The 25,814-nt window shown below is 48.8% G+C and carries 23 protein-coding genes and 1 pseudogene; 9 read left to right on the forward strand and 15 right to left on the reverse strand.

Annotated elements, in window-relative coordinates:
• Positions 1-33 precede the first annotated feature (33 nt).
• Genes EHW56_RS02380 through nrtS form a run of 5 tightly spaced genes read left to right on the forward strand, consistent with a single transcriptional unit; the run spans position 34 to position 6,743 of the window.
• Positions 34-1,578 carry a response regulator gene (locus EHW56_RS02380; RefSeq protein WP_152795569.1) on the forward strand — a complete coding sequence of 515 codons (1,545 nt, stop codon included), beginning with the start codon at positions 34-36 and terminating at the stop codon, positions 1,576-1,578.
• 55 nt (positions 1,579-1,633) lie between these two features.
• Positions 1,634-3,592, forward strand: coding sequence for an ATP-binding protein (locus tag EHW56_RS02385; RefSeq protein WP_152795571.1), 1,959 nt, complete (start codon positions 1,634-1,636; stop codon positions 3,590-3,592).
• A 15-nt stretch (positions 3,593-3,607) separates the two neighbouring features.
• Positions 3,608-5,566 (forward strand): ATP-binding protein, encoded by a 1,959-nt coding sequence (locus EHW56_RS02390; protein ID WP_152795573.1) that lies wholly within the window; start codon positions 3,608-3,610, stop codon positions 5,564-5,566.
• Positions 5,567-5,607: 41 nt separating this feature from the next.
• Complete coding sequence (locus tag EHW56_RS02395) at positions 5,608-6,525, forward strand: HD-GYP domain-containing protein (protein WP_152799173.1); 918 nt, start codon at positions 5,608-5,610, stop codon at positions 6,523-6,525.
• Positions 6,522-6,743 carry a nitrate/nitrite transporter NrtS gene (gene nrtS, locus EHW56_RS02400; RefSeq protein ID WP_152795577.1) on the forward strand — a complete coding sequence of 74 codons (222 nt, stop codon included), beginning with the start codon at positions 6,522-6,524 and terminating at the stop codon, positions 6,741-6,743. Before EHW56_RS02395 ends, nrtS begins: the two co-directional genes overlap by 4 nt.
• 47 nt (positions 6,744-6,790) lie before the next feature.
• Here nrtS and betA read toward each other — a convergent pair whose 3' ends face one another.
• The 12 genes and pseudogenes from betA to EHW56_RS02460 all read right to left on the reverse strand — a co-directional run bounded on the left by betA (position 6,791) and on the right by EHW56_RS02460 (position 15,627).
• Positions 6,791-8,482 (reverse strand): choline dehydrogenase, encoded by a 1,692-nt coding sequence (gene betA, locus EHW56_RS02405; RefSeq protein ID WP_152799176.1) that lies wholly within the window; start codon positions 8,480-8,482, stop codon positions 6,791-6,793.
• A 109-nt stretch (positions 8,483-8,591) separates the two neighbouring features.
• Positions 8,592-9,326: a FadR/GntR family transcriptional regulator gene (locus tag EHW56_RS02410; protein WP_152795579.1), complete on the reverse strand. Its 735-nt coding sequence runs from the start codon at positions 9,324-9,326 to the stop codon at positions 8,592-8,594.
• 196 nt (positions 9,327-9,522) lie between these two features.
• Complete coding sequence (locus tag EHW56_RS02415; RefSeq protein WP_227486458.1) at positions 9,523-9,975, reverse strand: GNAT family N-acetyltransferase; 453 nt, start codon at positions 9,973-9,975, stop codon at positions 9,523-9,525.
• Positions 9,976-9,987: 12 nt separating this feature from the next.
• Positions 9,988-10,158 (reverse strand): annotated as a pseudogene (locus EHW56_RS15450) (delta-class carbonic anhydrase); the annotation flags it as partial.
• Positions 10,159-10,166: 8 nt separating this feature from the next.
• A complete protein-coding gene (locus tag EHW56_RS02425) occupies positions 10,167-10,583 on the reverse strand; it encodes a GNAT family N-acetyltransferase (protein WP_152799179.1) in 417 nt (138 codons plus the stop codon).
• Between the two features lie 88 nt (positions 10,584-10,671).
• Positions 10,672-11,199, reverse strand: coding sequence for a nucleotidyltransferase family protein (locus EHW56_RS02430; protein ID WP_227486471.1), 528 nt, complete (start codon positions 11,197-11,199; stop codon positions 10,672-10,674).
• Between the two features lie 108 nt (positions 11,200-11,307).
• Positions 11,308-11,700 carry a hypothetical protein gene (locus tag EHW56_RS02435; protein WP_046073042.1) on the reverse strand — a complete coding sequence of 131 codons (393 nt, stop codon included), beginning with the start codon at positions 11,698-11,700 and terminating at the stop codon, positions 11,308-11,310.
• Positions 11,700-11,924: a membrane protein insertion efficiency factor YidD gene (yidD, locus tag EHW56_RS02440; protein WP_077639248.1), complete on the reverse strand. Its 225-nt coding sequence runs from the start codon at positions 11,922-11,924 to the stop codon at positions 11,700-11,702. The genes EHW56_RS02435 and yidD overlap by 1 nt, the downstream gene beginning before the upstream one ends.
• Positions 11,924-12,139, reverse strand: a complete 216-nt coding sequence (locus EHW56_RS02445) for a DUF4177 domain-containing protein (protein WP_021022754.1) — start codon at positions 12,137-12,139, stop codon at positions 11,924-11,926. Before EHW56_RS02445 ends, yidD begins: the two co-directional genes overlap by 1 nt.
• Before the next feature lie 163 nt (positions 12,140-12,302).
• On the reverse strand, positions 12,303-12,845 hold the full coding sequence (gene rimJ / locus EHW56_RS02450; protein WP_077639249.1) for a ribosomal protein S5-alanine N-acetyltransferase: 543 nt from the start codon (positions 12,843-12,845) through the stop codon (positions 12,303-12,305).
• Positions 12,846-12,924: 79 nt separating this feature from the next.
• Positions 12,925-15,009, reverse strand: a complete 2,085-nt coding sequence (locus tag EHW56_RS02455; RefSeq protein WP_216644438.1) for a M13 family metallopeptidase — start codon at positions 15,007-15,009, stop codon at positions 12,925-12,927.
• A gap of 75 nt (positions 15,010-15,084) precedes the next feature.
• A complete protein-coding gene (locus tag EHW56_RS02460) occupies positions 15,085-15,627 on the reverse strand; it encodes a GNAT family N-acetyltransferase (protein WP_077521556.1) in 543 nt (180 codons plus the stop codon).
• 428 nt (positions 15,628-16,055) lie between these two features.
• Here EHW56_RS02460 and EHW56_RS02465 point away from each other — a divergent pair, with 428 nt between their 5' ends.
• The 3 genes from EHW56_RS02465 (at position 16,056) to EHW56_RS02475 (ending at position 22,057) form a co-directional block, all read left to right on the forward strand.
• Positions 16,056-17,720: a mechanosensitive ion channel domain-containing protein gene (locus tag EHW56_RS02465; RefSeq protein WP_370517133.1), complete on the forward strand. Its 1,665-nt coding sequence runs from the start codon at positions 16,056-16,058 to the stop codon at positions 17,718-17,720.
• 177 nt (positions 17,721-17,897) lie between these two features.
• Entirely contained in the window at positions 17,898-18,998 is a 1,101-nt protein-coding gene (locus tag EHW56_RS02470) for an efflux RND transporter periplasmic adaptor subunit (protein ID WP_077521558.1), read from the forward strand.
• Positions 18,998-22,057, forward strand: coding sequence for an efflux RND transporter permease subunit (locus EHW56_RS02475; RefSeq protein WP_152799185.1), 3,060 nt, complete (start codon positions 18,998-19,000; stop codon positions 22,055-22,057). The genes EHW56_RS02470 and EHW56_RS02475 overlap by 1 nt, the downstream gene beginning before the upstream one ends.
• A 70-nt stretch (positions 22,058-22,127) precedes the next feature.
• Here EHW56_RS02475 and EHW56_RS02480 read toward each other — a convergent pair whose 3' ends face one another.
• The 3 genes from EHW56_RS02480 to EHW56_RS02490 form a co-directional block, all read right to left on the reverse strand.
• Complete coding sequence (locus EHW56_RS02480) at positions 22,128-23,636, reverse strand: phospholipase D family protein (protein ID WP_172969962.1); 1,509 nt, start codon at positions 23,634-23,636, stop codon at positions 22,128-22,130.
• 127 nt (positions 23,637-23,763) lie between these two features.
• On the reverse strand, positions 23,764-24,339 hold the full coding sequence (locus EHW56_RS02485; protein WP_152795591.1) for a DJ-1/PfpI family protein: 576 nt from the start codon (positions 24,337-24,339) through the stop codon (positions 23,764-23,766).
• A gap of 31 nt (positions 24,340-24,370) precedes the next feature.
• Positions 24,371-25,132 (reverse strand): N-acetyltransferase, encoded by a 762-nt coding sequence (locus tag EHW56_RS02490; RefSeq protein WP_152795593.1) that lies wholly within the window; start codon positions 25,130-25,132, stop codon positions 24,371-24,373.
• A gap of 239 nt (positions 25,133-25,371) precedes the next feature.
• On the opposite strand from EHW56_RS02490, the gene EHW56_RS02495 reads away from it, so the two are divergent.
• Positions 25,372-25,755, forward strand: a complete 384-nt coding sequence (locus EHW56_RS02495; RefSeq protein WP_152795595.1) for a hypothetical protein — start codon at positions 25,372-25,374, stop codon at positions 25,753-25,755.
• Positions 25,756-25,814 lie beyond the last annotated feature (59 nt).

Below are 25,814 nucleotides of genomic sequence, written 5' to 3' on the forward strand. Positions count from 1 at the left end.
TAACTGAGATAAACGCGAATAGGGGCAAAGTGAATGGACTTGTTTGCAGATCAACGCGACGGCGCATCTCCCAAGTCTAATGAGACCAATTCAGCATCTGATGCAGCGCCATGGCGGATACTGCTGATTGATGACGATGATCTGATGCATGAGGTAACACGGCTCGCGCTAACGGGGTTCACGTTTCAAGGACGCCCTTTAGAGATATTGTCTGCCCTCTCTGGGCAGGAAGCGCGAGAAGTGTTGGAAAAAGAGTCAGATATCGCGTTGGCACTCGTAGATGTGGTAATGGAAACCGAGCACGCAGGTTTGGATTTGGTACGGCATATTCGAGATGAAATGAATAACCACCTGATCCGCTTAGTATTGCGCACCGGACAAGCCGGACAAGCACCGGAAGATCGGGTGATCCGTGAATATGATATTGACGACTACAAAGAGAAAACGGAGCTCACCACACAAAAACTCAAAACCCTATTATACTCAATGCTGCGTTCTTACCGCGATCTCTGCATGATTGAAGAGCAGAAAGAAGGGTTGCGGCGTGTGATTGAAGCATCGGCCAACGTGCAAAACACCACCAATCTTCAACACTACGCCACCGCGGTGCTCGAGCAGCTCACATCCCTTCTCTATATCCACGACTCTGCGTTTTATTGTGTGGTTCAACCTCGCCCGGGAGCAGAAGAATCCCGCGCACTCACCCTGGCGGCGACCGGGGAGTATGTAAACTGCTACACCGAATGCGCCTTTGATAAACTCCCTAGCAATGTTTCAAACCGTTGCAAGCAAGCGCTTGAAGCACAGAAAAACATCCAATTCGACGACGGATTTGTGCTTTTCCACCGCGATGATGAAGATGTCGAGTTTTTGCTGTATGTCAATCATGACAAAGCCCTATCAGAGCTCGATCAGCACTTGCTAAAAATTTACATGCAAAACATTGGCCTGACGTTTGAGAACTTAAGCCTAATGGTCGATTTGCGTGAGACCTCCAAAGAGCTGGTTTACAACTTGGCAAACGCGGTGGAAGCGAGGAGTAAAGAAACCGGAGCGCATGTACAACGGGTATCTTTATTCTGTGAAAAGTTAGGGCAGCTCTATGGTTTGGACGAACACAAAACCATGCTGCTTAAACATGGCTCTCCCCTCCATGATGTCGGTAAAGTCGCTATCCCAGACGCGATTTTACACAAGCCGGGCAAGCTCGATGCGGAGGAATGGGAGACGATGAAAAAGCATGTCGAGTATGGGGTAGAAATTCTGAGCCATTCCAAACGACGCCTTATCATAGAGGCTAAAGAGATTGCAGCCACCCATCACGAAAAATGGGACGGAACAGGCTACCCCAATCAGCTCGCCGGCGAGGCCATTCCGATCAGTGGTCGAATTTCAGCATTAGCAGATGTATTCGATGCCCTAGGTTCGAAGCGCTCGTACAAAAAAGCGTGGACGGATGATGACATCCGCCACGAGCTCGTGGCTCAACGTGGCAAGCATTTCGAGCCCAAGCTGGTCGACCTACTGCTCGAGCATTGGGACGACTTTATTGCTATCCGCGCCGCGTATCCAGATTAAGTAGAACAGTGACGCCTTGAGTCTTAATCACGATATATAACAGATCAAACTGTCTATGAGCCGAAGCCACAAATTTGATCACAGCATCCGTAACCCGTTCTTCAGCTTAGTAGGAAGACGGATTTTGTTGATCATGATTTTGCTCAGTGGCTTTTTTACCATTCTCACCACCTTGCTACAAACCTATTGGGATTACGATGAAGCGTTCGATCTGGTGGACAGCCGACACTACGAAATTGAACACATTCATGCCGACTTACTCGCCAGCTCACTCTGGATTTATGACTTAACCAGTGTCCAAGAGCGCATTGATGGGTTAATCAACTTGCCACATGTTGATTATTTAGCCGTGCGCTCAGAGAACTATCTCTTTGAAGCGGGATCCCCCCTAGACGTGAGTAAAATGGTCAATGAGTATCCGCTCCAGTATGACGACCCCGATACGGGGAAAATCCAACGGATTGGTACTATCTACGTCGAGTCCAACACGAACGCTATCTATAATGATCTGATACAACACTTTTTTATCACACTGCTATTGAACGCAATAAAAACGCTCCTCGTGTGCTACCTCATTTTGTTGGTGTTTCACCATACCGTCAGCCAACGCGTGTTTACAGTGGCGCAGTTTTTACGTCAGTACAATCCGCTTGATCCCAACGAGGAAAAGCTGACCTTGCCCCGCAAACGCTACATCATGGAAAAAGAAGACGAGCTCGACTGGCTAGCAGCCGAAACCAATAAAATCACCCAGAATATGTCCACGCTCTATCGCAATATTATGCTAGAACGGGAGCGCTTGTCTGACTTTACCCATGTCTCTTCAGACTGGCTGTGGGAAACCGATGCCGATCTCAAGCTGACCTTTTGCTCCGATCCGATGCGGTTGGCGTTTGACCTTAATCCCAACCAGTATCCGCACCTTGACAAGTTGCTTTCTGCTGTCGGTTGTCACCAATTCATGGCCAATCTTCATCGACAGCAGGACTTTTCGATGTGTGAGGAAATCGTACCCGTTGAGGGTGAAAGCCGGTATTTTGTCTTTCAGGCGCTTGCCCATCACGGTATTGATGGTTTTCGCGGTTTCAGAGGCACGGGCATCGATATCACCGCGCTGAAAACGGCCCTGTTTGAACTGGAAACATTAAACCATAACCTAGAAGAAACCGTTGATGAGCGAACCCGTGAACTCCAAGAGAGTATGGAGCACTTAAAAGCGGCACAAGAACAGTTGGTCGAGTCGGAAAAGCTCGCGGCACTGGGTAGTCTAGTGGCAGGTGTTGCGCATGAGGTCAACACCCCTTTAGGCATCGCCGTCACCGCATCATCCGTGATTAAAGATATCACCCAGACGCTCAATCAAGCGTTTGAGGAACAAACGTTGACCAGCACGCAGTTTGCTTCATTGATTAAACAGGTGAATGACAGCGTGATCATGCTTGAGAACAACCTCAAGCGTGCGACCCACCTTATTCGTGACTTTAAACAGACCGCGGTTGATCAAGTCTCAGAAGCGCTCACCGAATTTGATGTCAAACAGACAATAGACGCACTCGTCGCCAGCTTACACCCAGAAACCCGTAAAATCCCGGTGACTCCCGAGGTCAGTGGCGAGCCTGACATACTCATGTATAGCTTACCCGGCGTCATCACCCAGGTCGTCTCTAACCTCGTGATGAATAGCATCAACCATGCCTTTGACGAGACCGATAACCCTAAAATAACGATCGAATTTGAAAGACAAGGAGACCACCTTTATCTCTGTTACCAAGATAATGGTTGCGGTGTCGAGCAATCCCTTCACCATCGAATCTTTGAACCGTTTTATACCAGTAAACGCGGGCGAGGAGGCTCAGGGCTTGGCCTCAATCTGGTCTTTAACCTCGTCAAACAAAAGCTAGGCGGCGAGCTGCAATTTGAATCAGCACCCGGGCAAGGCGTGAAGTTTATGTTTCTGATCCCCCTAAGCTTATCAAGCCAAATAGCCCGCTACGCGAGTGAAAGCAAAGAGTAAGGTGATACGCATATAATGGAAAAGCTAGAAAGGTTTGAACAAGGTCTCAAGCACCCACTTTTTAGTATTGTTGGCCGCCGAATCATTCTGCTGATGGTCCTACTCAGTGGTTTTTTTACCATATTAACCACGCTACTACAGCTATCATGGGATTACGAGGAAGCCTTTGACCATGTTGACCGCCGCCATGCGGAAATTCAAAACGTCCACGCCGACTTAATTGCGTCGTCTTTATGGGTGTTTGACCTTGTGAGTGCGCAAAATCGACTGGATGGCCTGGTCAACCTTCCCTATATCGACTATCTCTCGATTGAGTTTGATGGCGTGGTGTTGGATGCAGGAAAACCACTTTCCAGCAGTAATGTGGTCAGCCAGACGGAGCTCATTTATTTCCACCCCGACACCAATCGCCGCATTAATTTGGGTACCTTACGCGTCGAATCTGACGCGCAAAAAATCTATGACCTCTTGTTACAGCAATTTCTCGTTACGCTCGTTTTGAACGGGATAAAAACCCTGATTGTCTGCTCGCTGATTTTATGGGTCTTCCACCAAAGCGTCAGCCAACGTGTATTTGCTATCACCAAGCACTTGGCTAGCTTTGATCCTCTCGAACCTGTCCACGAACCTTTGCGGTTGAAACATCGTAAGTTCATTATGGAAAAAAGTGATGAACTCGATTGGTTGGCGGACGAAACCAATAAAATCACCTTGCGGATGACGAGCCTCTATAGGAATATCGCCTTAGAACAGGCGCGGTTATCTGATTTCACTAACGCCGCTTCAGATTGGTTATGGGAGACCGATGCCACGCAGCGACTGACATTTTGCTCTGAAGCGATGCAAGCGGCGCTCGCGATTTCGATTGAAAATAACCCCAAAATAAAGTCAGTACCCGCCCTGAGTCACTGCACATCATTGTTAAACTGTTTGGACACATACGATGATTTCACCATGTGTGAAGAAAAAATCACCTTGGGGAAACACACCTACTACTTTGTATTCCAAGGGATAGCACATTTCACCAAACACGGCTTCACGGGCTTTCGCGGAACCGCGATTGATATCACCGAGCTTAAAACGACCCAGTTGGAACTCGAGCAACTGAACCAGAGTTTAGAAGCGACCGTTGAAGCACGAACCCAGGATCTTGCGCAGAGTATGGAAAACCTTAAAGCCGCGCAAAATCAACTGGTAGAATCCGAAAAGCTCGCCGCGTTGGGTAGCTTGGTAGCGGGCGTTGCCCACGAGGTGAACACGCCCCTAGGTATCGCGGTAACGGCTAATTCAGTGATCAAAGACGCGGTTTCCACACTTAACCGCGCATTCGAGCAAAAAACCTTGACCAGTGAGCAGTATGCCACCGTGATGAAGCAGGTCACGGATGGCACGCATATGCTAGAAAACAACCTCAATCGTGCCGCACGATTAATTCGGGATTTCAAACAAACAGCGGTCGACCAAGTCTCTGAAAATCTGAGCCAATTCCGTCCCGTACAAACACTTGAAGCATTAATGGGAAGTTTGCGCCCCGAAACCAAGAAAGTACCGGTTGTGCCTATCGTCGAGGGCGACGCTAAGCTTGTTATGAGCAGCCTGCCCGGAGTACTTACCCAGGTTATTTCCAACTTGGTGATAAACAGTGTCCGCCATGCCTTTGACACGGTTAATGATCCTCGTATTCACATTCGTATTGCCGATAAAGGTGAGATCGTGGAAATCCGCTATACCGATAATGGTGTCGGGGTTGCGCCCGAACTTCACCAACGTATTTTTGAGCCCTTCTACACCAGTTCACGCGGCAAAGGGGGGTCGGGACTCGGCCTCAATCTCGTTTTCAATCTGGTGCACCAAAAACTGCAAGGAAAACTTCATTTCGATTCCAATATCAATCAGGGGGTTACCGTCGTGCTCAGCCTGCCTAAGTTTTTGACAGAAACATCTGCGCCACAAACTGAAAGTTCTACCGAGTAGTCCCTGTCTATTCACAAAGGCGCACAACAAAGGATAAAACGATGCAATGGTTAACAAAGTGGTTTCGTTCCGATGTGGATAGCGTTCAAACACAACGCTTGTTCCAAAGCCTATTAACACTGGCGTGGACCGTTGAGGCAAAAGATCCCTACACAGGCGGCCATCTTTGGCGGGTTTCTCAGTTTGCATCAGCGGTCGCACAAGCAGAAAGGTGGTCGAAAGAAGAGCGCGCCATCGTGACCTTAGGTGGCTTTTTGCATGATTTAGGTAAAGTCAGTGTGCCTGATGCCATCTTAAAGAAAACGGATAAACTGACCGATGACGAGTTTGCCATCATTCAAAGTCACCCCAATGAGGGGCTATATATTTTGGAGGGCCATCCATTAGGGCCAATCGTGCGCAACGCCGTCGGGTTGCACCACGAGCGTGTCGATGGCCGAGGATATCCCAACAAATTATCCGGTGATGCCATTCCTGCAGAGGCCAAGCTTATCGCGATTTGTGATGCCTTTGATGCTATGACCAGTAACCGGCCCTACCGACAAGCCATGCCCAAACAAAAAGCCATTGGTATTGTTGAAGAAAACCTTGGCAGTCAGTTTGACGCATCTCTCGGTCAGCGGTTTGTTAACCTAGCCAAAGCGGGCGAATTTGACGCCATTATTGCGCATACCGATGAAGGGATCCCCCTGCATCACTGCCCGACATGCGGCCCGACGATCACTCGTTATCGTGATGATGCGCCAGGGCAACTTCTGCATTGCCCACTTTGCTTACAGCAAGCAAAACTGGTCATCACAGACAACACATACAATCTAGAGCCCACCGGTGTCCAGCTTCCTGCCTCACAACAACGACGAAGACCTGATACGGGCCTGATTAAACGCGTTATCCAACAGACGGTTTCCACCATCCCCACGCAGGCGCTGCTTGAACGTGCTGAGGGTGCCGTTAAATGAAACGGCTCTTTAGTACGTTAATTCAACCCAGCGTAGCCATTAATGCACTCAAAATCGCATTAGTGGTCGGCACTGTACTCAATGTTATTAATCAGGGCGAGGCTATTTGGGGCGAGGCAGACTTGCGTATAGGTCACGCACTGCTCAACTATTTAGTGCCTTATTGCGTTGCCAGCTATAGTGCTGCTAAACATCAGCTAGACAAACAAAAACAATAAAGAGCCAGCACAAGACTGGCTCTTGTCGTTAACGCGTACACGGGCAGTTAGACAAGCGCCGCGTCTTTTTCCGGTGCCGGAGTATGGTCAGACAGATAGCGGTAGTATTCCGCATCTTTCGCTGGTGAAAGCGTGTGCCCCATGATCATGTCCGCTGCTTTTTCCGCCACCATAATCGTCGGCGCGTACAAGTTGCCATTGGTGATCGCGGGGAACACGGAGGCATCGACCACACGCAGGTTATTGACGCCATGTACCTTGAGTGACTCATCGACCACCGCCATGTCGTCGCTCGCCAAGCCCATTTTACAGGTACAGCTTGGGTGATAAGCACTTTCCCCTTCGCGTGCCACAAAATCGAGGATCTCCTGATCTGTTTGCGCCGCGCTCCCGGGCGAGAGTTCTTTGCCACGTAGATGATCAAAGGCCGGCTGGGCGATAATATCTCGCGACACGCGTATCGCTTCCACCCACTCTTTGCGCTCTTGTGGCGTGGAGAGATAGTTAAAGAAGATCTCTGGCTTCTCATCCGGGTTCGTGCTGCGAATTTTAACATGGCCACGCACATCGGTATTCATTGGCCCGACATGCAACTGGAAACCATGTCCTTTGTTCGGTGCCGAGCCATCATAACGGATCGCCAGTGGCAAAAAGTGGAACTGCAAGTTCGGATATGCCACCTCATCATTACCTCGCACAAAGCCACCCGCTTCAAAGTGGTTGGTGGCCGCCGCGCCTTTACGACGGAATAGCCAATCAAAACCAATTTTCGGTTGATTGTGGAACTTAAGCGCGGGATACATGCTGACCGGTTCTTTACATTCATACTGCACGTAGAGTTCAAGATGGTCTTGCAAGTTCTCTCCCACCCCAGGCAAATGATGAACAGGCTTAACACCCAAATTCTTCAACATGGTCTCATCGCCAATGCCTGAAAGCTGCAATAGCTTCGGTGAGTTGATTGCACCACCACAGCTGATGATTTCGGCGCCATACGCGGTTTTCGTCCGTCCCCATTTACGGTATTCCACGCCAATCGCGGTTTTGTTTTCGAACAGCACTTTGTCTGTTGTCGCGCCAGTGATCACTGTAAGGTTCTTACGGTTCATCACCGGGTGTAAGTACGCCCGAGCCGCGCTGTGGCGACGACCTCGATAGATATTTTGATCGAAAATACCAAAGCCTTCTTGCTGGTAACCGTTCACATCGTCCGTCAACGGATAACCCGCTTGCTGCGTCGCATCAAAAAAAGCACTGAACAAAGGGTTATCACAGTTCGCGGTGGTGATGGCCAGCGGGCCATTATTACCGTGATAATCATTTTGACCGGCCAAACGTGTTTCGCATTTACGGAAATACGGTAAACAATGGGCATAATCCCACGTTTTAAGTCCATGTTCGTTGGCCCACTTTTCATAATCCAACGCGTTGCCGCGAATATAAATCATGCCATTAATGCTACTACTACCACCGAGCACTTTACCGCGAGGCTGTGCAATACGACGATTGTGCATATTTGGCTCGGGCTCAGATTCATACAGCCAGTTGTATGTGCTATCGGTAAGCAAATAAGTTAATGCGGCAGGCATGTGGATGCGAAAATCCAACCGATAGTCTGGCCGCCCTGCCTCGAGTAGCAATACGTTGTTATCTGGGTTAGCACTTAGACGGTTCGCCAGAACACAGCCTGCCGAGCCTGCACCGACAATGATATAGTCGTAATTTTGTTGCTGTCCCATAAAACCTCCAAATTTTTTCCTTCCCGTGTGCAGGGCATTAGCCCGGAACAGTCGCAACACAGGTAATGGGTATGATTGTGTAGAGGTTTCCTTTTTGAAATTTTTATAATTAGCTTGATGTTTGTTCATCAATGCATTGTTGTAGCAACCGATAATGGTGGCTAATCGTTGCCTGCGCCTTAAACGGCTCGGCAGCGATAATGTGGTTAACGGTCTGTTGCCAGTTTTCCACGGTTTGGCGACGATATTTTGCCGCCTGATAAAGGGCGTAATCGTGCGAACTAAACCCTTGCTGAATAGCATGCATCACCCATTCAAAAATCGGGTTGCCTGACATCGCAGCAATCAGCAGGTTCAGTGCGCGATCGAGCTCTCCTAAGCGATCCAAATCCGGGGTCTTTTCAGCGGCGAGTGCCGCAAGCTCTGTGACGCTTTCACTGAGCTGTTGTTTTTGCGAGTCGGTACCACGGCTAATGGCGAGCAACACCAGGCTTTGATCAACGGTTTCACGAAACTCCGCCACCTTGTCTGCTTGTACATGGCTTTGCTTGAGAAAAAGCGCCAGTGATTCACTAATGTTATGCACATCAACCTGACGTACTACCGCACCACCTTTTTGGCCTTTACGGATTTCAATCAAGCCTTTTTGCTTGAGTGACTGAATGGCTTCTCGCACCACACCACGGCCAGTACCAAATTGTTGCTGCAGTTCACGCTCACTGGGCAATTTATCCCCCGGCTTTAACGCCTCAGACAAAATCGCCGACTCGATTTGCAATGCTACATCTTCACTCGCTCGGCCCATTTGGACCGGGTGAAACAGGCTACTGGTGGATGTCGTCATGGTTACCCCTTTGATTTGGTAGTACCAAACTAGCAATTTTTGCACTATAAAGTCAAATACCCTCTAGCGACTCTTCTTTTGGTACGACCATTAAATATCGTCGGAAAGGACACTATAGTATTGATATAATTTATAAAAACAAAAAATCCCGCTTGGTTTTCACCGAAGCGGGATTTTTACATGATATAAACGGCAACTAACTTTGGTAAACCATTCGCCACTCTCGTTCACCCGTATGGGGATCGGTTTGCTCGCGGTCGACCACAAATCCATGATGCTGATAAAAGGCATAACTAGCTTTGTTTTTCTGGTAAACGGTCAAATCAATGACGGTTTTTTGTTGCTTAGCATGCATCAACAACTGGCTGCCCACACCTTGTCCCTGCTTGTTAGGTGACACAAAAATCGCCGCTAATGTATGGTCATGAAGCGCATAAAAACCCTCAATAAGCCCTTCTCGCTCAGCGACCCATACTTCCGCCATCGGTAAATAGGCTGATCGCATCGCCTCGCGCTGTTGGTACCAAAAGTCCTCGCTGATAAAGTCATGCGCGGTTAATGACGCGTTTAACCAGATATCAAGCACGACATCTGTGTCCGCTGGTCGCATACGACGTAAACGAAGTGACGTCTCGGAAGTCGATACCATGATTCCTCCTGATTATCGGCCTGACAGCAGTGCAGGGTTGATCACGAGATTCCTTACACCGTGGGCATGATGCTCATCAAATACATTCGCGTGGCACCAGCGCTGCACACTAGCAATATCAACTTTCTTGACGTGTGGACGGACACGCCATGTAACTTGGAAAGGAGAGCCTTTGTGCGAATAGATTTTGATCAACTAAGCAGTTTGGTCATAAAGTGTAAGGCGTGATTCAACGGGTAGTCATCCAATGTCATCTGGCATTGATAGCCATGCTTTTCATAGAAAGGTTTGGCTTGAAAGCTTAAGGTATCAACGAACGCCATTTTACAACCCATCTCCTTGGCGTACTCTTCCAAATTACTCAATAAATGGCTCCCCACGTGGCGATGACGGAAGGCGTCATCGACCCAAAGGTATTTAATCAATAGCCATTGCCCCCATGTATTCGCCACAACCCCGCCGATGCGTTCATCGTTATCATTGTAAGCATAGCCAGCAAGAGAGCCTTCAGGAAGGCCAGTCAAAAAAGGGGCGTTGCTTTGCTGTAGCTGCTGTTGAATGGCAGCGATATCGTCGTCACTCGGGCTCGCATCCATGCGGTATTTCATTGGCTTAGCTATCCATACTGTTCAACACACGGCATATTATGCCCTGTGTAGTAGGGACAATCTGTGCCCATGCGCACCCTATTGGCGCTTACTCGTGCTCTATTGGCTTCGCAGCCACAGAACACTGAGTGGTGACTGTAAGTTTGGGCCAATGCGTTAACCATTGTTTATCATCAAGCCGCTGCTGAAACACTTGCCATGGGCGGGCAGGATTATGGCTAAGCTTCAATTCAAACAAAGATTGAACCCCAAAGGCAGCGATGACTTCGCAGCGTTGGTTCATATCAAGGCGAACAGCAATCGCGGTTTCTTTCTCTGGCCAAAAGCGCATCGCATCCAGTGTACTTGCATATGGAGGATCTTGGTGTTTCTCGTGCATTCGCGCCTGGTTACGTACCTGCCAAGTCATTTCTGGCATGGTCTTTTGCAGTAGCTGCTCTAAATATTGTTCGCGTTCTGTACTGGTATCTTCATGATCGTAGAAGACAACATCAATATCGTTAAGTGTACTCGACGAGTACTTGTGAAGCGCATCCCACACCAAATTACGGATAAATCCAGCGGCAATATAACACTGAGGGAGGTTTAAGGCTTGAACACAGCGAAGTGCACGCATCCTAACAGGATCTGCCTCAATCAAGTCAATCAAGGCGCGTCGGTATGTCTTCTGGCATAAAAAGAACTGGTGCTGATGACGTTTACGGATCCGACGACGCTTCATGGGTTAACCACCGCGGCGGATGTCTTCAAATATTTCACGTGATACATGGTAGTTGTACTGCCTGGCAATCTTCTGGGCAAAAAACAGCTGTGGTAATTCAAATAGCACTAAACCCGCCAAAATCAAACCAAAATAAGGCTGATTCAGTACTAAGCCGATAATGGCGATGACCAACAGCGTACATTCTACGACAAACAACCCATACTTTCGCAAGTAAAGATGATGTATCCCCCCTAAGAATCCCCAATTAAGCGCCGCGTAAGTATCGGGATCTTTAAGCTGTCTTGATTGCTCGGCAAAAAAGCGTTTTTTCTGGCTTTGAGTTAAGCCATTTACCTGTTGCTTAAGTTCGACCTCTTGTGCTTCTAGCGCTTCTATTGGTTGGGTAAAACGCATTAAGGCACCTCATCGTAAATTTTTTCTAGCGCATTGGGGTTATTGCAGCGGCGAATGCGCGCCAAACCAAGTTGCCAGCCACGGATTGCGCCGTATTTTTCGATGGCTTGGCGTGTATACTCCGAGCACGTCGGCTCGAAGTTACACTCAATATTAAACAGTTTCTTTGATCCACCTTTTGCTTGATAGCGGTGGATCAAAGAGAGCGACAAATACTTGAGCATTAGCGACCCAAAGTCACAATCACCGCTTCACGTTGCCAGAATAGCATATAACGTTTCTTTTCAATCACTTGAAAAACAACCTGCCAGCCGTCTTGTGCATACTGGTTTAGCTCTGCTTCTAAGCGTTGCAACGGTAATCCACTTGAGCCCAGTAGCAAGGTGCCGCAGCCACCTTCAACAATATGAACGACTTTATACTCGGTAAACTTACTCATCTTTTATCCTCAAACTCACAACAACATAACCAGGTGTGGTCATCGTTGAACACCCCTGCCAAAAAACCGGCACATTTTGTAAGAATTTTTTTGTTTGTTCAAAAACTTATTATTAAGGGTGTATTTTTTTGAAGCCAGTTCACGCGAATTACTCATTGTCTTGCTATTCAAGCAAAGAATTACGTTTCGCAGTTAGCACATGGTCTTGCCAACGGCCGTTGATTTTGAGGTAACGGCGAGCATAGCCTTCGCGCTCAAACCCCAGCTTGGTAAGTAGCCGCTCACTGCGCGTATTACCGGGAATATAGTTGGCCATCACACGGTGCAACCCAACCTGCTCAAACACAAAACGGATGCCTGCTTGGATGGCTTCGTGCATATAGCCCTGGCCTTGATAATGCTTGTCAGCGGCATAACCTAACAGACACGCTTGAAAGGCGCCGTGAATCACGTTGGTGAAATTGCACACCCCTATCACATCGTCCCGTTCATGATGCAAAATCACAAACTTGAAGGCTTGCTGCTGTTGAAACAAGTCTTTCGCCTCTTGCAGCGCGCGCTGCCAATAGTCTTCGCGGTAAAATGCGGCAGGACGTATGGGCTCCCATGGGGAAAGGTGAGCACGATTTCGCTGATAAAATTGCGCCATCAGGTCGGCTTTTTCTGGGGGAAGTAAAACTAATCTCGTCCTTGGCGTGCTTAGCACTTGGGCCTCCTTGCATCGATTGGCGCGACGGACAGTACTAAATTCTATAAAAATGCCGCCTTGGAGGCGGCATCAGAGACTACCAGATATTCACCCGCTGATCTTCGGGTAAATACATGCCATCCCCTTCTTTAATATCAAAGGCTTCATAGAACGCAGGCACATTACGCGGTGCACCAAGCACTCGATACTTTGGTGGCGCATGCGGGCCCAGTGACACGCGCTCACGCAGCGCATCTTCACGCATTTTCATTTTCCATATCTGCCCCCAGCTGAGGAAGAATCGCTGCTCGCCGTTATACCCGTCCATCACAGGAGACCGTTCACCGTGCAACGATTTTTGATAGGCGCGGAAGGCGGTAGTCAAACCGACTAAATCACCAATGTTCTCACCCAAGGACACTTTGCCGTCAATGAACAAGCCCGGCAAAGGCTCAAACTGGCTAAATTGCTCAGCCAGCTTTTGGGTGCGAGCATCAAAGCGCGCGCGATCCTCATCTGTCCACCAATTTGCAAGGTTACCATCCCCATCATAACGCGAGCCCTGATCATCAAAACCGTGTCCCATTTCATGACCAATCACTGCACCGATACCGCCATAGTTCACGGCGTCATCCGCATTCATATCAAAAAACGGCGGTTGTAAGATCCCGGCGGGGAACACAATCTCGTTGGCGGTTGGGCTATAATAGGCGTTGACCGTTTGCGGGGTCATGCCCCACTCTTTGCGATCAACCGGCGCACCAATCCGCGACAGCATATCTTGATAGCCCCAGCGTGCGGCACGTTTGCTATTGCCAATCAAGTCATCGGCGTTGATGGTCAGCGCGCTGTAATCTTCCCATTGCTCTGGGTAGCCGATTTTGGGCGTGAATTTACTCAGCTTATCCAACGCTTTCGCTTTGGTTTCATCACTCATCCACGATAATGATTCAATCGAGTCTTTAAACGCAGCACGCAGGTTATCAATCATGGTTTCCATACGCGCTTTGGCTTGCGGTGGAAAGTAGCGCGCGACATATTCTTGGCCGAGCGCTTCACCCAACACCCCTTCGGTGGCTTGTACTCCCCGCTTCCAGCGGTCACGCTGTTCAGGAATACCATTGAGGGTTTTGGAGTAGAACGCAAATTGACGTTCAACCAGCTCATGGTTAAGGCGCGGTGCAAAGGCATTGAGGGTACGAATGGTGAGATAATCTTGCCACGCTTGCAGGCTGGTTTGCTCAAACACCTGCCCTAACGCCTCAAAATAAGATGGCATGCGCACCACAACCTCACCGGCTTTGTCGATACCCGCGCGTTTGGCAAAACGTGCATAATCAAACCCGCCCATCAACTGGTTGAGCGCCTCAATGGGCATTTTGTTATAGGTTGCTTGCGCGTCACGGCGTTTAGCGCGTGTCCAGTGGTGTTCTGCCAGCGTTTTTTCTAACTGATAAATACGGGCAGCGCGTTGCTTGGCCTGATCGTAACCCGCTAGGCGCAGCATGTCTTCGAGATAGCGTTTATAAGCGGTGCGAATACGCTCAGCATCCTCGGTGTCGCGGAAATAATAGTCTCTATCCGGCAACCCCAACCCGCTTTGGCTCAGATACAGGGCGTTATAGTCCGGATTTTTCGCATCGGCCCACGCATAAAAACTAAACGGGATCCCAACGCCAACTTGTCGCAAATCGGCCATCGCGTAAATCAGCGCAGGCTTCGAGGAAGTCGCCGCAATACGATCGAGTTCAGGTTTTATTGGCGTCACCCCCAAGGCATCAATTTTATCTTGGTCCATATAGCTAAGATAAAAATCACGTAGCTTTTGCTCGTTGGAGCCAGGCTTGAGATCATCACGCGCCACCAGCTCATCAATGATGCTTTTTAGACGCTTTTCATTTTCTTCAGCCAAGATACGGAACGCACCATAGCTGGACATATCGCTGGGGATTTGGGTTTGATCGTACCAAGTGCCATTGACGTGACGAAACAAGTTATCTTGCGGGCGAACCGAACGATCAAAGTCTTGTAGATACAGACCTGATTCGCGCTGCACTTCAGCGTGTGTGGTGTCAGCAGCGTACACCTGGCCAGGCACCAAGCTCATTACACCTAGTGCAAGCGCGACCCCCATCGCGGCGCGTTTTAATCGCACTAGATTGACTGTTTTTTTGTTCATCATTCGTTTACCTAATTCCTTCCATAACATGGCTCAAGCGACGTAATCTTGTCGATTCCCGAAAAAGACATGCGCTGTTCACGACATAAGGTCTCGATAGAGCACCACACAGTGATAATCACGCCCCTCGTCTTGCTCGGGTTCAAAATGGGTAATACGACAAAACCCTTGCTGATACCAGAATCGAAACGCGCGAATGTTTTCGGCATAAACATTCACCCCCATGCGTCGATAGTCCCCATAAGCTTGCACGGTTTCAATCACGCTCGCAACCGCTTCGCTGCCATAGCCATGTTTTTGATATCTTGGAGAAATAGTGAGCATGGGTAGCCAAACACTCTGTAAATCGGGCGCATTGAGCGAGATTTGTAGATAGCCGATATCTTTACCATCATGGGTCTGAATACGACGAAGATAAAACGCCTCTTCCACATCAGGCGCTTTTTTCTCCGCACTGTCGGCAATCAATGATTGGTAGGTGGATAACGACCAAGGTTTAAACGTGGGATCTTGATATTGCAGATGCTGATTTTGCTCAAACATCGCTTTGACACGCTTTGCATCGCTATATTCAAACGGACTAAAACACAAACGCTTAGAGCGCCATGTGGCTGGGAACATGCTCCTATTCCTTTCAATTCAATCCCATGACTGCCATTAATCATGAGCCGCTAGCGCCCGTCGATGACTGACATCAGCGTGATTCATCATACACATACTGACTAGCATTGCGCATATCGAGATCGTAGTAAAAAGCAGCCTCACCTGGTTCACTAAACCGTCGTTCTCATTGCCCGTTGGCAGACACCGACACACGCGATCCACAAGCAATAAGCTAACACATCATAAAAACCAGTGCGTCACAAAAATGGGCGACGGTATAGGCAGTTAAGGCTAAACTCGCTACGCTATTAAAGCTCAGGGGCAAGGCTCGGTTGGGCATTGGATTGCCGCCATCGATGCCCATCACTATCGCCAACAGGCAAGAGGAAACAAACGTGAATTGGATGAAAACTTTGTCGCATCACCGTCAACGCATGAATACAGTCATGTTAGTACTGGTGACCACCCTTCTGTTTCTTCCGTTGGCCCATGCCGACCAAGCGCCGGCGCCCACCGAACCAAATGTCACATCGAGCGACACCACCTCATTAGCGCATCAAATAGCGCGCACCAAACAATATATTCAGACCCTTGTAGAAAGCCTTGAACAGGCAAAAGGCGATGACAAAGATGCAATCCAATTGCAGCTATTTACCAAAAATGAAGAGCTAAGAGAGCTGCTCGCCGACGCCATCAATCAGCAAAGCTTAGATAACCCGCAGTTGATTCAACTAGTCACAGCGCAGCGGCGGTATACCCAAGATGCGTATCAATACATCACAACCCGTCTCAATAGCCTCAATGAGCAAATCACTCAAGCCAGCCAAGAACAACGCTTACCATTGATTAATGAGTATGCAGAACTGCAACATTATTTAAGCACCACCTTTGAGGCCAGCTGGGAAAACATACGCTGGCTTGAGCAGCTCGAGCAGCCCGCACGTGAAGCGCGAAACACCTTAGAGCAACGTCTTAACCAGCGTTTACGACTTCTTTCGGCATCTATCGACTATCTGCGTCAGCAATACACGGCGCAAGAAAAGCAAATTAAATCGAGTCCTGATTCCGAAAAGCCCGGGTTACAGCTGACGCAGTTGAACACCCAACAACGCCTCACGATCGCCACCGATAGCCTAAAGCGCACCTATCAAATCGCTGATGAATTAGGGATCGAAACGGCAGAATACAAACGCCAACTCTTTGGCGTTACCGGCAACATCACTCAAGATATTCTGGATGTGGATGTCGCGTATTCGATCCTCTCCCATTGGTCCGAAAATGCCCTGAACTGGGCAGAAGACAATGCACCACAGTTGGTTTTCCAGCTCATCATTTTTGTGCTGATTTTGTTGGTGGCAAAACTGCTCGCGAGACTCACGCGCTCCGTGGTGAAATCGACTGTCGCCAACAAGAACTTTAAGTTTTCGCAGTTGATGCAAGACTTTTTCGTCTCGATGTCCGGAAAAGCTGTGTGGGTAATTGGGATCTTGATCGGTCTCTCCCAGATCGGGGTAAATCTTACTCCGGTACTCACTGGCTTTGGTATCGCTGGGGTCATTATCGGTTTTGCGCTGCAAGATACACTATCAAACTTTGCTGCAGGGATGATGCTACTGATCTACCGCCCTTTCGATGTGGGTGATTTTGTCTACGCCGGTGGCGTGGATGGCAAAGTAGGCAATATGAGCTTGGTGAATACCACGATTCGCACATTTGATAATCAAATTATCATTGTGCCGAACAGCAAAATTTGGGGCGATGTGATTAAAAACGTCACTCGAGAGCGGATTCGGCGGGTGGATATGGTGTTTGGTATCGGCTATAAAGATGACCTTCTTAAAGCAGAAGCCGTGCTCACCGAGATTGTCCAGTCACATCCTGCGGTACTTCGTACACCGGAGCCCATGATCAAAGTACATGTTCTGAATACCTCCTCGGTAGATTTTATTGTCCGACCATGGGTGAAAACCGATGATTATTGGGACGTCTACTGGGATGTCACCAAAACGGTCAAATTGCGCTTTGATGAAGAAGGCATCTCGATTCCATTCCCGCAACAAGACGTCCATCTGAATTGGGTCTCGACAGCGCCAGAGGCTCGGTCAGATTGAGCCACCTCTCTAACAATCATGACGGCTCAGTGATTCAAACGAGCCGTCATTCTTTCGTGACTTTCATCACATAAATAACGTACGTTTTTGATAAATATAACTTACACTGACATAGCGGCGCTGATGCTGTTTCATTCCACTACAACCAGTCAATTACCTTCGAGGAGTCCCTGCGTCATGCTAGATTCAAAGCTTGGGTTTACCCTGCGAAACGTCCTCACCGTGGCGGCCTGTGTCGCTATGCTCAATTCACTTACTGCGTGTAGTGAAGCGCCGCAACAGCAAGACACAAAAACTGCGCCGCGTCCAGCACTCGTCGAAATCACACAAGCGCAGTCAAGTGCAAACCTTAGTTTTAATGGTATCGTCAGAGCATCAGAGCGAGCAGAACTTGCTTTTGAGGTCGGTGGACGTTTAACCTCGCTTCAAGTGGAAGAAGGAGACGCTATCACTCAAGGACAGCTGCTTGCCTCATTAGATCAGGAGGATGCGCAAACCGCGCTCGATTCCGCAAACATCGAGCTTAACGATGCCAATATCGAGTACAAGCGCGCCAAAGCGATTTTTGAGAAGAGCCAAGCCATCTCCCAAGCGGATCTCGAGAAAATCAAATCACGGCGTGACCTCGCGCAAAACCGTGTCGACGAAGCAAAGCGCGCCCTAGCGAATACGCAGCTGCGCTCACCGTTTGATGGCATCGTCGCGCGACAACATGTCGACAATTTCAGCCAGCTGCAAGCGAATGAGCCTGTCCTCACCGTTCAAAATATCGATAACTTAGAAGCGGAAATTCACGTGCCACACCGCGTGGTAATTTCTGGTGATCAGCGCACCCGCGCCATTGGCATTCTTTCAGCTATTCCCAATAAACAATTCCCTTTGGTGTTAAAGACGTTCGCCTCCGAGCCTGACCCTGTGTCACAAACGTACCCAGTGGTCTTATCTTTTACCGATTTGAAGGGTGAGCGCATTCTGCCAGGCATGTCACTAAAAGTGATGCCTGCAATACCAACCAGTAGTAAGGATGCAAACCCATTAATCACATTACCGCTTACTGCAGTGGTGCCTGATAATCAGGGAGGACAGTTCGTTTGGGTGGTAAACAAAGACAACATCACCGAGAAACGCGCCATCAATATAGGTGAACTAAATAAAAGTCGCATCGTGGTCACTGGTAATCTATCTGTGGGCGAAAAAGTCATTATTGCAGGTGTATCCAGTGTGAAACCAGGCATGGAAGTCCGTCCTTATACGGAAGAGAATCACGGAGCGTTATAATGGATATTGCACGCTATACGATCGCTAAGCGCTTCATTGTTTGGGTACTCATTGCGCTTGTTTTGCTGGGCGGTTATATCAGCTACCTGAAATTAGGGCGGTTTGAGGACCCAGAATTTGTTATTCGCCAAGCGGTCATTATTACCCCCTACCCTGGCGCTACCGCGCAAGAAGTGTCCGATGAGGTGACAGACGTCATCGAGGGCGCGGTTCAATCGATGCAGGAACTGAAGCAGGTCAAGTCTGTCTCGCTTCAAGGACGCTCCGAAGTCACCGTCGACATTAAGCTTTCTTTCTCAAAGACCGCCGCAGAGTTGCAACAAGTCTGGGACAAAATGCGCCGCAAAGTTGTGGATGCTCAACGTCAACTTCCGCCCGGAGCCGGCTCGTCCATCGTTAATGACGACTTTTCTGACGTCTACTCATTATTTTTTGCCGTCACTGGCGAAGGCTTTAGTGATAAACAACTTCAAGATTATGTCGACACCTTAAAACGGAATCTCGTGCTCGTTCCTGGCGTTGCGAAAACGGCGACCTTAGCAGACAAAGATGAAACCATCTTTATCGAGATAGCGGGCGATAGCCTATCGAAATTTGGTGTATCCGCTCAAAACGTTTTCCAAACACTGCAAAAGCAAAATCTGGTTACCGTTGCCGGAAACATCGACGCCCAAGACATGCGAGTGCCGGTGATCCCTCGCGCAGATATTGATTCCGTCCAAGATCTTAAAAACGTGCAAGTGTCCGTGGGTGACAATAATACCGTATTAACACTCGGTGATATTGCAACGATTACGCGTGGCTATCAAACGCCACCGTCCATGCTAATGCGCTATAACGGTCAGCGTGCCATTGGTTTTGGTATTTCAAACGTCAGCGGTGGTAATGTTGTCGAGATGGGAGATGCGGTTAAAGCCCGCTTAGCGGAGTTAGATAGCCAGCGCCCCCTAGGGATGGAGCTGCATACCATTTCGATGCAATCAGACTCAGTACGTGATTCCGTCGCCAATTTTATCGATAATCTAATCGCCGCTGTCGCGATCGTTTTTATCGTGCTTTTGCTGTTTATGGGGATCCGCTCCGGCATCATTATCGGTTTTGTCCTGTTGTTAACGGTTGCCGGTACGCTCTGCATTATGTATATCGACGATATTGCCATGCAACGCATCTCACTCGGGGCGCTGATTATTGCGTTAGGCATGCTGGTTGATAATGCCATTGTCGTGACCGATGGTGTCCTCGTCCGATTGCAACAAGACACAGAAACTGACAAGAGAGCCATTGTGTCAGACGTCGTTAATAGCACGAAGTGGCCACTTCTCGGTGGCACGGTTGTGGGCATATTCGCGTTTAGCGCAATCGGCCTATCCCCGTCTGATATGGGAGAATACGCCGGCTCTCTGTTCTGGGTTATCTTGTATTCAATGTTACTCAGCTGGCTATTTGCGGTTACAATCACGCCACTACTCTGTCACGACTTCCTGAAAACCAAGCCTGTTGCTCCCTCGCAAGCACCCGGACGCATTGTAACCGCTTACAAAGCGCTGCTCGCTTGGGTCCTCGCGCATCGCGCCCTGACCAGTGGGATTTTAGTCGGAACCTTAGCCCTCGCCCTGTGGGGAACTCAGTTTATTCCCCCTGGCTTCATGCCAGAGTCACAACGCCCGCAATTTGTGGTAGATGTCTATCTTCCGCAAGGCTCAGACATTCGGCGGACAGAATCGGTTGTTGCGAGTATTGAGCAAGATGTCCAAGCCAAACCCGGCGTAACCAATATCACCAGCTTTATTGGCGGTGGCGGACTCCGGTTTATGCTGACCTACTCGCCGGAGCCCCGCAACCCGAGTTATGGACAACTGCTGATTGATATTGATGACTACACCAAGATTGCCCCGCTACTCAGCGAGCTTCAAACTGAGCTTGATAGTAAATATCCAGACGCATCCATCAAGGTGTGGAAATTTATGTTGGGCCGTGGTGGCGGTAAAAAAATTGAAGCCGGATTTAGTGGTCCTGACAGTGCCGTATTACGCCAGTTAGCAGAACAAGCAAAAGCCATTATGCTGAATGATGCGGATTTAATCGCAGTCCAAGATGACTGGCGCCAGCAAGTGCCCGTTTTACGTCCCCAGTATGCGACAACACAAGCGCAACGTTACGGGCTAACCGTACAAGAGATCAGTGAGGCCATTGCGCAAACATTGACGGGACAACGCGTCGGCGTTTATCGAGAGGGGAATGATTTAATTCCTATCGTCGTGCGTGCGCCAGAAAGCGAACGCCAACAGATCCGCGCCATCGAAAACACCGAGGTGTATAGCCGCCAAGCTGGAGAATATGTGCCTGTCAGCCAGCTCATCACCTCGATTGATGTGGAGTATCAAGATGCATTGTTGCGTCGGATTGACCGTATGCCAACCATTCTTGTGCAAGCAGACCCTGCCCCTGGTGTGCTCACCGCTGACGCATTTGACACGCTTCGCAGCAAAATCGAAGCCATTGAGTTACCGGCGGGTTACAACCTGACCTGGTACGGTGAATATAAGGCCTCTAACGATGCCAATGAGGGGCTTGCGGTGTCTGCGCCTTACGGGTTTGCCGCCATGATTCTCGCCGTGGTGTTTATGTTTAACGCATTGCGCCAGCCTCTGGTGATTTGGATGACAGCGCCGTTGGCGATCATCGGCGTCACAGTCGGGCTGATTGTCTTTCAAACACCGTTTGAGTTTATGGCAATACTCGGCTTCTTAAGTTTGATTGGGATGATGGTTAAAAATGCCATCGTGCTCGTCGATCAAGCCGATTTAGAGCGACAGAATGGTAAAGCGCCCTACGAAGCGATCATTGAAGCGGCATTAAGTCGAGCCCGCCCTGTGCTGCTCGGAGCCCTGACTACGATTCTCGGGGTCGCCCCATTATTGATTGATCCCTTCTTCAAAAGTATGGCGGTGACCATTATGTTTGGTCTCTTATTCGCCACCATTTTGACACTGGTCGTGGTGCCTTTATTTTATGCCATATTGTTCCGTGTTCGTCTTCCTGACACGGTAACTCGCTAGTAAAAAGCCGCCCGCCTTACATCAAGGCGGGCGGATGAATCCACTTTACATTGGAACCCTTTAGGTTCAACTATAACCAACCTTCAATCGGCAACCAGCCACTCAGCCAAGCGCCCATTGATCGCATCTTTCCAACATCAGGATCACTATGGAAGCGCTCTCCGGTTTGATGGTTAATCCAGATCAAATCTTCGTCCTCGAGTCTCAGCTCATAAGCACTCACCATAAGCCCTGTGCGAAGCTCTCTTAATGCTTGCCTGACATAATCAGGATGCGTTACCACCACACCCATTTCCGTGTTTAAGTCCGCAGAGCGCGGATCGAGGTTCATCGATCCGACAAAGAGTTTCTGGAGGTCTAGAAGCATTAACTTGGCATGCAAGCTTGCGCGGCTACTCCCTGTGACGCTCCATTGCGATTTTTGTTTGATAAACGGCTGGCTTTTCATTTCCCAAAGATGCACGCCACCTTTAACCAACGCATGGCGATACTTGGCATACCAGCCATGCACCGCAAAAACATCATTAGACGCTAAGGAGTTGGTTAAAATCGTAATGTCTTTGCCTTGTTTAACCGCATTGATCAACGCTTGCGTTCCCGTATCTGTCGGCACGAAGTAAGGTGACACCAGAACCATATCGCTTTCTACACCTTGAAGTAGCTCAACGATTCCCGTGGTCATATCACTTTCATTCAACGTGATTTTTTCCGGTTGATCGTACATCAGCCTAATTGGCCCCCACCTCATCGGCAGTTGATGATTTTTTAACGACTCATAGAGTGCCAGCGAGTGAAAATTATAGTTTTCGCGTGTAAATTGGTTCTCAATATTGGCTTCTTTTCGCCACTGTTCTATATCCTCACGACTCGGTGACCTGTCACTGCGCAAGATGTCTGACATCGGGTGAGCATAATCACTGTTCCAGTAATCATCGAATTGCTTTTGCGTTTGAGACACCACATCGCCATAAAGCATAAGGTCAAAGTCGCTGAACTCCACCGATGATTGATAAGAAAAGTACTCGTTGCCGATGTTACGCCCACCGACAATCGAAAAAACACCATCAGCAGAGAGAGACTTGTTATGCATGCGCCGATTTAACCGCTTTCCATCGGTTAACCATGAAAGCACACGCGAGATACGATACTGATGTGGATTAAAAAGTCTCACTTCAATATTCGGATGCGCGTCAAGGTAGGCCAAACTGCTATCGTCACGACTTTGCATATCGTCAAGCAATACTCGAACTCTTACACCGCGCTCTGCCGCCTCATAAAGTCGCCATATAATCAGCTGACTCGTTTCGTCACTGTGAAAAATATAGTACTGAACATCCAAGGATTGAGATGCCGACTCTATCATTGCTAAGCGAGCTAACAACGCATCACGACCGGTTTTTAAAGGGAGAAAACCAGCATAGTCAGCAGGAATATTTGTTGGGCGAGCCACATAGTCGCGAAGGGAAGACTCCGAATAAAACCCCAAGAAATGTGAAGGCAATTTATCATCCGAGTTCGCAATCGACTGGCACCCTGTCAATAGAAGCAAGAGACCAATAAGGATAGTTAACTGTTTCATTCTCTCCTCAACGGTTATCAACAAATAACATCACAGCGATGCATTTATATTCCTTTCGCTTCAAGCTTAGAGCACTGGCCTCGTTTATGTAGATATTGCTCAAGGGAAAAGGCAATAGACTCTTTTGCTATCGATCGTTTATCGAATAATCCATTTGCTTGGCCACGCGCTGGGCTAAATCCTCGCTGTGCAGATCAGCCACCAGCTGCAAACTCATATCAATGCCTGCAGATATGCCCGCGGAGGTGAGATATTTTCCATCCCTCACCCAGCGCTTACTTGGTACCACGCTTAATGGCGGATAGGCACGGCTGAGGTCGTCCATATCTTCCCAATGCGTGATCACTTTTCGACCATCGAGTAGTCCGGCCTCTGCCAGTATGAACGCCCCCGTACAGACAGAGGCCGTACATTGGGTGATCGCATCTTGTTGCTTCACCCAATCGATCACCGACGGGTTAGTAACTTGCTCATGGTGAACGCCGCCGACAACCAGCAGCACATCCAGTGTGGGATGGTTGACGAGATGATAGTCCGGCACGACACGCAAGCCGCCGCGCGCCAGCAAAGGTGAGTCTTGTTCAGCAATCAGTCCAACCTGCCAACTGTCCGCTCCCAAACGTTTTGCGGTGCTAAACACCTCAAAGGGGCCAGCAAAATCAAGCACCTCTGCGTGCTCATACACATAAATACCAATATTCATTGTTTGTTATTACGTCCATGTAAGTGTTGGGTTAATGATGAGGAATAAACTTATCAAAGCGGCTCTCCATACAGGCACTGATATCAGTGGTGATAAACTCGCCCTGATAATACAAACTGAAAATGGTGGCCGGTGAAGGACATGCTTGTGCTTGGCTCAATGTCTCTAAATGATGTACTTCAAGCGGGATACCGCGCTGCGCACAGCTCTGTTGTAACGAGTTCAGCACATGGTATTCCGCATAAGGACAACGATGGGAGTAATACGCCACACACCCTTCGGTTGATACCTTAGCGGTATGAACGGATGCCCGAAACTGCGGTATTTCAGCCGCGTCATTCAACGGATAATACAACAGCACAAAGCCATTAGGGGCTTCATCCGCCACGTTGAAGCCTTGGCCTTTTAACCATTTTGTATCACTCATAAAGTGGTATTTCTTTTTACCGACCACGGCGACTAGGCCTTGCTTATTTTGCTGCTTAGCCGCTTCAATGGCGTCAGCTAACAGTTGCTTGCCGTGTCCATGTCCTTTGTATTTCCCAGAGACCCAAAAGCAACCCAGAGCCAGATAACCATCCGCTTGTATGGGCTGCCAAGCGGTCTCTGCTGGGCCATATTCGATGAAGACTTTGGCGCGTTCATCCAAACGGCGAAAACGGTATCCGTGCTGATGCTCCTGCTTTAGCCACTGCTTTTTCGCCTGATAGCTAGCTTGGCACTTTTTATCCGAGAACGCACAGCAGATATGCGCATCATCCAAGGTTTCTGGGGTTAAGGTTAGGTACGCCATATTCACCTCCAAACAGGTGTATTGATGGTATACCTTTAACCTACCTTAACCTCATGGATGATGACTCCAACTTGGTCACAAAGCCATCACTTTTATGACAGCCTAATCGCCAAGCTTGCTTTTTATCTCTCTAAAACGCGAGTAAAAGAGGCAAATACGTGGCTTGCGCTTTTCTGTTTTTCGAAAAAATAAAGTCTTTAATATGGTGGCTACGTTTCGACCTCTCCAGAGGCACACCGATGGATGATAACGCTCGGCAACTGCTTAACCACCTATGCCACGGCTATGACCAATTAGCCCAACGTCACCAGACACGCGCTTTTCCAGAGCTCTCCACCGCGATCAAGCACCCACTCGGCTATTGTCTGGTTCACTGTCCGATCGGTAGTCAGCGATTCTCGATTGTGTCGCTACAATTTGCCCCCAGCGTTCGCGGCCAAGGGGTACTGACGGCGTTTATCGACTATATTCAAGCGCATCCGCATCACTACCGCGGCATTGAAGTCGCCACCATCCAAAACCTTTGCCTAGCGAGGCGATTGCTCACACTCGGTTGGCAATATAAATCTGCTTTGACCAAGCTATTTCGCGCCAACACCCCCACCTTGGTGCATGATTTCTAATCAAAATACGGAAGTGTTCGCGAAAATGGGTTCCTATTAATGATGATTCTCCATTGCAC

The sequence above is a fragment of the Salinivibrio sp. VGrn1 genome (genome assembly GCF_009377995.1).
Classification (GTDB): domain Bacteria; phylum Pseudomonadota; class Gammaproteobacteria; order Enterobacterales; family Vibrionaceae; genus Salinivibrio; species Salinivibrio siamensis.